This is a genomic window from Pseudoalteromonas sp. L21 (assembly GCF_021728035.1).
GTDB classification, from domain to species: domain Bacteria; phylum Pseudomonadota; class Gammaproteobacteria; order Enterobacterales; family Alteromonadaceae; genus Pseudoalteromonas; species Pseudoalteromonas arabiensis.
Genome location: NZ_JAKKCV010000003.1, coordinates 630,168 through 637,895, shown reverse-complemented (window position 1 = coordinate 637,895; position 7,728 = coordinate 630,168). Strand labels below are relative to the sequence as shown.

General features: G+C 43.5%; 8 protein-coding genes and 1 riboswitch. All 8 genes read left to right on the top strand.

Translation table 11 applies throughout. The features are described from left to right. The first annotated feature begins 667 nt into the window (after positions 1-667). The 8 genes from L3V41_RS11745 to L3V41_RS11710 all read left to right on the top strand — a co-directional run bounded on the left by L3V41_RS11745 (position 668) and on the right by L3V41_RS11710 (position 7,723). On the top strand, positions 668-1,096 hold the full coding sequence (locus tag L3V41_RS11745; RefSeq protein WP_237114869.1) for an FKBP-type peptidyl-prolyl cis-trans isomerase: 429 nt from the start codon (positions 668-670) through the stop codon (positions 1,094-1,096). An 83-nt stretch (positions 1,097-1,179) separates the two neighbouring features. Beyond that, positions 1,180-1,797: a histidine phosphatase family protein gene (locus L3V41_RS11740; protein WP_062570224.1), complete on the top strand. Its 618-nt coding sequence runs from the start codon at positions 1,180-1,182 to the stop codon at positions 1,795-1,797. Between the two features lie 29 nt (positions 1,798-1,826). Further along, positions 1,827-1,949, top strand: a riboswitch (cobalamin riboswitch). 80 nt (positions 1,950-2,029) lie between these two features. Continuing rightward, the gene (locus L3V41_RS11735; protein ID WP_062570780.1) at positions 2,030-2,860 is read left to right on the top strand and encodes an ABC transporter ATP-binding protein; all 831 of its coding nucleotides are present in this window, start codon (positions 2,030-2,032) and stop codon (positions 2,858-2,860) included. Continuing rightward, positions 2,853-3,842, top strand: a complete 990-nt coding sequence (locus L3V41_RS11730) for an iron ABC transporter permease (RefSeq protein WP_237127776.1) — start codon at positions 2,853-2,855, stop codon at positions 3,840-3,842. The genes L3V41_RS11735 and L3V41_RS11730 overlap by 8 nt, the downstream gene beginning before the upstream one ends. 3 nt (positions 3,843-3,845) lie before the next feature. Next, positions 3,846-4,907 carry a nicotinate-nucleotide--dimethylbenzimidazole phosphoribosyltransferase gene (gene cobT, locus L3V41_RS11725; protein WP_237127775.1) on the top strand — a complete coding sequence of 354 codons (1,062 nt, stop codon included), beginning with the start codon at positions 3,846-3,848 and terminating at the stop codon, positions 4,905-4,907. A 1-nt stretch (position 4,908) separates the two neighbouring features. After that, positions 4,909-5,715 (top strand): adenosylcobinamide-GDP ribazoletransferase, encoded by an 807-nt coding sequence (locus L3V41_RS11720; protein WP_237127774.1) that lies wholly within the window; start codon positions 4,909-4,911, stop codon positions 5,713-5,715. Then, positions 5,712-6,242, top strand: coding sequence for a bifunctional adenosylcobinamide kinase/adenosylcobinamide-phosphate guanylyltransferase (cobU, locus tag L3V41_RS11715; protein ID WP_193988401.1), 531 nt, complete (start codon positions 5,712-5,714; stop codon positions 6,240-6,242). The genes L3V41_RS11720 and cobU overlap by 4 nt, the downstream gene beginning before the upstream one ends. Beyond that, a complete protein-coding gene (locus tag L3V41_RS11710) occupies positions 6,239-7,723 on the top strand; it encodes a cobyric acid synthase (protein ID WP_237127772.1) in 1,485 nt (494 codons plus the stop codon). The genes cobU and L3V41_RS11710 overlap by 4 nt, the downstream gene beginning before the upstream one ends. The last annotated feature ends 5 nt before the right edge of the window (positions 7,724-7,728 follow it).

Here is a 7,728-nt window from a genome sequence, read left to right as displayed (position 1 = left end):
GGACATCGCCAGGCTCCTAATTAGAGAAACCCGATTCGAAAGAGTCGGGTTTTTTGTTGCCTGTAGAAAAATAAAACACCCAACCAAGACCCTACTACTTCTATCCTTGTAGGCATAGTGTGGCATTCGCCATGTGAAAGTAGGACATCCTACTGCGTAGCGCACCATGGCTCCTAATTAGAGAAACCCGATTCGAAAGAGTCGGGTTTTTTGTTGCCTGTAGAAAAATAAAACACCCAACCAAGACCCTACTACTTCTATCCTTGTAGGCATAGTGTGGCATTTGCCATGTGCAAGCAGGACATCCTACTGCGTAGCGCACCATGGCTCCTAATTAGAGAAACCCGTTGTAGTAATGCAACGGGTTTTTTTCGTATGTCGTCGCGCTCTATGAGCGAACAGACAACCAATGGACGCGGGATAAACCCGCAGCTACGCAACAAGGCCGCCCCAACACGTGTGTCGTCGGGGTTTTACATCGCGTGATAGACTTTTAGCCGCAGGCTATCAGCCGAAACACAGAGACATTAAGTGTCAGCTGACCTGTGTGGGTGTTAAGTGCTGAGTCTCTCAGCACTTGCCCTGCTCATTCTTCACACCTCCACTTGCTTCAGTTACGTTGTTATGCGATAAAGCATTTATATTTGTAATATAATTTAGGTTTGCTGTGTCTCGTAAGAAAACTACTAAGTCAAAAGGCTCCTCAGGTTTAAACCGTAAAAATAGTGAAGCATTCATCGTTAAGTTCTCATCTCATCCAGATACGCATCAGTGCCCATCGGGTTTAATGTATAAAGTGATTGATGATGTTGAGGGGGATCGCATAACGGAGTTTGATACTGTGGTGATTAATCAGCGCATTATGCTTGCTGATGGCAGTGTGATTGCCGATAGTTACAAAGCGGGTATGCCAGAGGTGTTCGCTTTATCTGAAGCAATTGAAGGATTAAAAGAAGGCTTGTTGCTAATGAATATTGGTTCTCGCTATGAATTTGTGGTCCCCCCAGAGCTTGCTTGGGGTAAAAAAGGTAACGGTGGCAAGATTGGCGCAAACGCAGTGCTGCATTTTGATGTTCGATTAATGCGTTTAGCTTAACTCTCTTCGCATAACTCACTTAGCATAAGTCGACAGTGTATTTAAAACGCGTTAACGTTGACTATTGGTTACTGAGGAATATTATGGACGCATTTACTTCACGAGTTTACTTTCTTCGCCATGGCGAGATAGCTACGCTAGGCATTCTTGCTGGGCAAATCGATATTGTTTTATCTGAGCAAGGCCTTGAACAAATGCGCCAAGCCTCTGCTGAGCTTATAAATTTAAATGCCATATATAGCTCACCGCTAAAACGTTGCTCAGTCCATGCAGATTATTTAGCCAACCAACATAACTTGAATGTACAGTACAATAACGCGCTGAAAGAGTTTAATTTCGGTGATTGGGACGGCCAAGACTACCAGCAACTTTGGCAGCAAACTAGTAAACCTCATATCGGTGATTTTTGGCAGCATCCTTGGCAAGTAAAAGTACCTAATGGTGAGTCTATGGCAGACTTTTATGCACGAGTAGAGGCATGGTGGCAAACGTTTTTACAATCATTGTGCGAATCTAAGCATGAACAGTCATTGGTAATTAGTCACGCAGGTGTGATTAAACAAATCCTTGCTATTGTTTGCCTGATGCCAAAACAATCAGCTACGCATTTAAATGTTTTCCATCTCCCTTATGCAGGGCTAATTACACTCGATGTATATATAGATGAACAAGGGCAAGCTTGGCCAAAAATTGTTTTTTAGCCATCTAGAGCGATATTCATTGAATTATTTACTTAGCCCGCCATAATACTCATACGCTATGGAATGGAGTGAAATTCTCCAGCTGTTCCCGCAACTGTAATCCATATAAATATATGGTCAGCCAGATACTTAGTACTAACAATTAATCATCGAGCGGGTCAACTCACGTCATTTTCTGGTACTTAGCAGTACTTTCTTGTGCGTTGTGCTTACTCGCCAAGAGAGAAAAAGCTTGCAACAAAATAGCCTTAGCGCTGCGCCATTGATATCAGTGTCTGATTTAAGTTGGGGTACTGCGAATAAAACCATACTTGAATCAATTAACCTTGAGTTAAAAGCAGGGCAGTTTATAGGTTTACTCGGCCCTAATGGGGCTGGTAAATCAAGCCTGCTGCGTTGTCTTTATCGTTACTTGAAACCTCAGCAAGGAGCTGTGCTGCTAAGCGGTCAAGATATCTGGCAAATCAGTGCTGATGAGTATGCAAAGCAGGTTGCTGTGGTTTTACAAGAATCACCATCGCAGTTTAATTTGTCTTTATTCGATGTGGTGAGTTTAGGCTTAACACCTCATAAGCGACTTTTTAGCGGTACGTCTGCCAATGATAAGCAACGAATATATCAAGCGATAGAGCAGGTTGGTTTATCTCATCACAGTGAACAAGCATTTGATTCGCTTTCAGGCGGCGAAAAGCAAAGAGCGCTCATTGCACGCTCTATTGTACAGCAGCCTAAGTTGCTCATCATGGATGAGCCAACTAGCCATCTTGATGTTAAATACCAAATTCAAATTATGGAATTAGCGAAGTCCCTCGATGTAACTGTGCTTGCCTCTTTCCATGATCTAAATCTCGCAGCGAGTTTATGTGATGAGCTACTGGTGATTGATGAAGGTCGCTTGGTTTGTCAGGGGCAACCAAAAGCGGTGCTAACAGAGCAGCTGTTGAGCGATGTATTTGACGTCTGTGCAGCGGTATCTGCTCATCCGCAATCAAGCACTGAAAAGTTTATTCCGCATATAACTTATTTCTATGGTTATCAGACACAGGAGCATCAACATGACTGATACAATGCGTTTAAGTATATGTGTTGTCGTTGGAGTTATTAGTTGCTTTTTAGCACTGAGCTTTGGTGCTGCAAATACACCGCTGAGTGAGGTTTTCAATGGCTTGTTTAGCCAAGGTAGCGATGAATTTGTGCAGCGCATTATTTGGCAGTTGCGTATGCCAAGAACAGTGCTGGCATTTTTAGCGGGATCTGGACTTGCTCTCGCGGGATTAATTTTGCAGACCGTAACCCGAAACCCACTTGCTGATCCTTACTTGTTTGGTATTTCTTCCGGGGCTTCATTTGGTGTGGTGTGCTTTATAGCCCTAACAGGTGTGAGTTTTGGCTTTAGTATGTCAGTTGCAGCATTTGCCGGAAGCTTACTTTCTATGCTGTTGCTTATTGCTATTGCAGGGCGTCGCCATGTTGGCCAAGTTGAAGCCATGTTACTTGCTGGTGTTGCTCTATCTTTTTTATTTAGTGCTCTGACTAGTCTGCTGCTTTATTTTAGCGATCCTCAAGCCATAACCGCTATTTTGTTTTGGACGATGGGCAGTTTTTCTCGTGCCCAGTGGGACACTCTTTGGTTGCCATTTGCCGTTATTATTGCCTGCATGACGCTGATGATTGCATTTCGTCGTCAGCTCAATGCAATGCTGCTTGGTGATGAAAGTGCTGCGACCTTGGGGATTCATGTACAGCGCTTTCGAATCATGATGCTGCTGCTAAGCTCATTAATTACAGCAGTGCTTGTTGCCATGTGTGGGGGCGTTGGTTTTGTCGGCCTGATGATCCCACATATTGTGCGCTACTTTTCACCGCAAGGCAGCAGCCATAACTTAGTTATGACATCCTTGGTCGGTGGTATTTTTATGGTGTGGGTAGATGTGTTATGCCGAACCCTATTGAATAACCAAGAACTACCCGTTGGTGTGATCACAGCCGCTATCGGTAGCGTGTTCTTTTTATTTTTACTTTACTTTCGTAAACAGAGCAGGTAGCTGATGTTTAATATCATGCCAATTAACCAGCAATTTTCAGCTGTTATTCAACAAAAAATAGACCTTAAAACAAAGCCGCTTGGTGCCTTAGGTCAGCTTGAGAATTGTGCTAAACAATTAACGCTTATTTTTTCAAAGCAGCTTGATAGTGAGCAGGCACTAGTTGCCTTTAAACCGGTTATTTCAACCCCCTCTTTGGTTGTATTTGCAGGCGACCATGGTGTGGCAAGCCAAGGGGTGTCAATTGCTCCTAGCAGTGTTACATCACAAATGGTGGCAAACTTTGCAGCAGGAGGTGCAGCGATCAATGTTTTTTGTCGCCAGCTTGGCTGGCAGCTAGAAGTTGTTGATGCTGGAACACTCACTACGGCACACGATAAAAGTGTGCATAACCAGCGTTTAGGTGAAATCACTGCACCACTGCATACTGAAATGGCTATGTCACTTAATCAGGTTGAAAAAGGGTTTGAATTAGCCAAGCAGCGAGTTCATTCACTCTATGAGCAAGGCTGCAATACCATCGCCTTTGGTGAGATGGGCATTGGCAATACCACAAGTGCTGCAGCACTAATGGCTGCTTTGTTGTCTTTACCTGCCAGCCAATGTGTTGGTAAAGGCACTGGTGTGAGTGACGAGGTTATTGCTAAAAAAATCAAGGTTGTTGAGCAAGCCCTTCAATTACATCAAGCCCATTTTGACGACCCTTTAATGACGCTAGCGGCATTAGGTGGGTTTGAAATTGTACAGATCACCGGTGCCATTTTAGCTGCTGCTGAGCTTGGTATGGCTGTGATCGTTGATGGCTTTATTTGTACCGCAGCGGCGCTTGTTGCAACTCGTATTAATGCAAACGCTCGTGATTACATGTTATTTGCCCATGTCTCTGATGAGCAAGGACACAAAATAATGCTCAATGCCTTGCATGCATCACCTTTATTACAGCTCGATTTACGTTTAGGAGAGGGCACTGGGGCTGCGCTTGCCTTACCTTTACTGCAAGCATCTTTGGCGTTTTACAATGACATGGCAAGTTTTGCCGATGCTAATGTTGAGCAAGTAGTTTGATATGAGCGTTGAACATCACACTTCAAACACGACCCCAAGCCAGCTTCAGTTATTTTTGCTGGCGCTTAGTTTTCTAACGCGTATCCCCGTTAAATTAAACTTTGAGGTATCGAGCACGGCACTCAATCAGGCCAGCCGTTATTTTGCATTAGTTGGAGTGTTATTAGGTGTACTTTTAGCGCTGAGCTTTTTACTGCTAAGTTGGTTATTCCCTGTAGCCATTGCAGTCGCGTTAGTTATGGCGTTTAGCTTGGTAATCACAGGGGCCTTTCATGAAGATGGTCTAGCTGATGTGTGGGATGGCTTTGGTGGCGGTTGGCAAGTTGCAGATAAGCTGAGCATTATGAAAGATAGTCGCTTAGGTACCTATGGTGCTGCGGCGTTAATGATGGCCTTATTAATTAAGTACCAAACACTCGTCGCACTTAGTGAAGTAACCAGTACTCTGATTATTGCACTTGTTTTAGGGCAAAGCTTAAGCCGTGTTGTCGCAACAAGTTTAATTGCAGACATGGACTATGTAAGTCAGGACGCCACATCTAAAGTAAAACCAATAGCGATGCATTTAAGCACGCAAAGTTATCAAATACTGCTAGCAACGGGCGGTGCGGTGTTAGCAATTGCATGGTTGTTTTTTGGCTACACCCTAGGGCAAATATTAATACTCGTCAGTGTGCTTTTTGTTACTCGTTTACTATTAAAGCGCTGGTTTGAAAAACAGTTATCTGGCTATACCGGTGATTGCTTAGGAGCAGCCCAGCAAGTGTCAGAGCTTGCTACCTACCTTTGCTTGGTGAGTTTATTATGAGCCAACAACATACTTTAATTTTAGGTGGTGCGCGCAGCGGTAAAAGCCGTTTTGCTGAGCAGCAGGCAATAAATTCAAACAAGCCGCTTATCTACATTGCCACAGCAAATGCAGGTGATGAAGAAATGACAGCCCGAATTAATAGGCATCAAGCAGAGCGTGCTAAGCATTGGCAACTTGTTGAAGAGCCTTTGTATTTAGCCAAAGCATTACAACAGTATAGCCAAGCTGAAAACTGTATTTTAGTGGACTGTTTAACCCTGTGGTTGAGTAATTGCTTATGCCAGCATGGTGAAACATTTTGGCTTGAGCAAAAAGCGGCCTTACTTGATGTGCAAGCAAAATTGCCTGGTGAAGTGATTTTTGTTAGTAACGAAGTAGGTCATGGTATTGTGCCGCTCGGTGAATTAAGTCGTCAGTTTGTTGATCATTCTGGCTGGTTGCATCAAGCCTTAGCACAGCAAGTTACACGTGTTGAGTTTGTGATTGCAGGCCTTGCACAAACCTTAAAAAGTGAAAAATCATGAAAACAATAATGGTGCAAGGCACGACCTCAGATGCAGGTAAAAGTACTCTTGTCGCAGCACTTTGCCGGATCTTTGCTGAGCGAGGCGTTAAGGTTGCGCCCTTTAAGCCACAAAATATGGCATTAAATAGCGCTGTAACCGCCGATGGTGGCGAGATAGGTCGAGCACAAGCTCTACAAGCTATAGCAGCAAAAGTGCCCGCAGAAGTCGATTTTAACCCTATCTTATTAAAACCTAACAGCGATACCGGGGCGCAGGTCATTGTTCATGGTAAAGCGCTGTCGAATATGGAAGCGGGCAGTTATCACGACTACAAAAAAGTGGCGATGGATGCGGTTCTTACTTCGCAGCAGCGCTTAAGTGAGCGTTTTGAATTACTTATTGTTGAAGGAGCAGGGAGCCCTGCAGAAATTAACCTGCGCGAAAACGACATTGCCAATATGGGCTACGCCGAGGCGGTAGATTGCCCAGTGATCATTATTGCCGATATCGACAAAGGTGGTGTGTTTGCCCATTTAGTCGGTACATTAGCGTTATTATCAGAATCAGAGCAAGCGCGAGTAAAAGGCTTTGTGATCAATCGTTTTCGGGGTGATATTGCGTTATTGCAAGGTGGCCTTGATTGGTTAGAGCAATACACCAATAAGCCAGTGCTTGGGGTGTTACCTTATTTACATGACTTAGCACTAGATGCTGAAGATGCCGTTGCTATAACTAATCAGGTCGATAAACCGCAATTACGCATAGCAGTGCCGTTACTCCCTCATATTAGTAATCACACAGATTTTGATGCTTTGCGATTACAACCCGAAATCGATTTACAGTATGTACGTCATACTCAGGCTATTCCAAGTGTTGATCTGATTATTATTCCGGGTAGTAAAAATGTACTTAGCGACTTAGCGTTTTTAAAAAATGAAGGTTGGCATAAACAAATAACACGTCATCTACGCTATGGTGGCAAAGTGCTCGGAGTATGTGGTGGGCTGCAGATGTTAGGTAACTACCTTGCTGATCCACATGCTGTTGAATCTAATTTAGGTAGCGCAGAAGGACTAAGGCTTGCTGACTTTGAAACCCAATTAGGGCAACAAAAAGTACTAAGCCAAGTCTCTGGCACTCTTCATTTAAACAATAGCGATAAAGCAATTTCAGGTTATGAAATTCACGCAGGGATAAGCCAAGGGCCGGCATTTGAAAAGCCATTTTTGAGTTTTAATAATCACCCAAGTGGATTCAAAGTAGATGGCTTTATTAGTAATGATAACCAAATAGCAGGTACTTACTTACATGGCTTGTTCGATACCCCTGAGGGCGTATCTGAGCTAATAACTTGGCTTGCACCAAATAGCCAAATAAATCCCATTGATATTAATTTAAACCGTGAACAGCAGTTAAGCCGTTTAGCAAACGTGGTAGCAGAGAATCTCGATATTGAACAAATCATCAATATTTATGAGAATTTCAATTTAGAGGCATAAGGAAC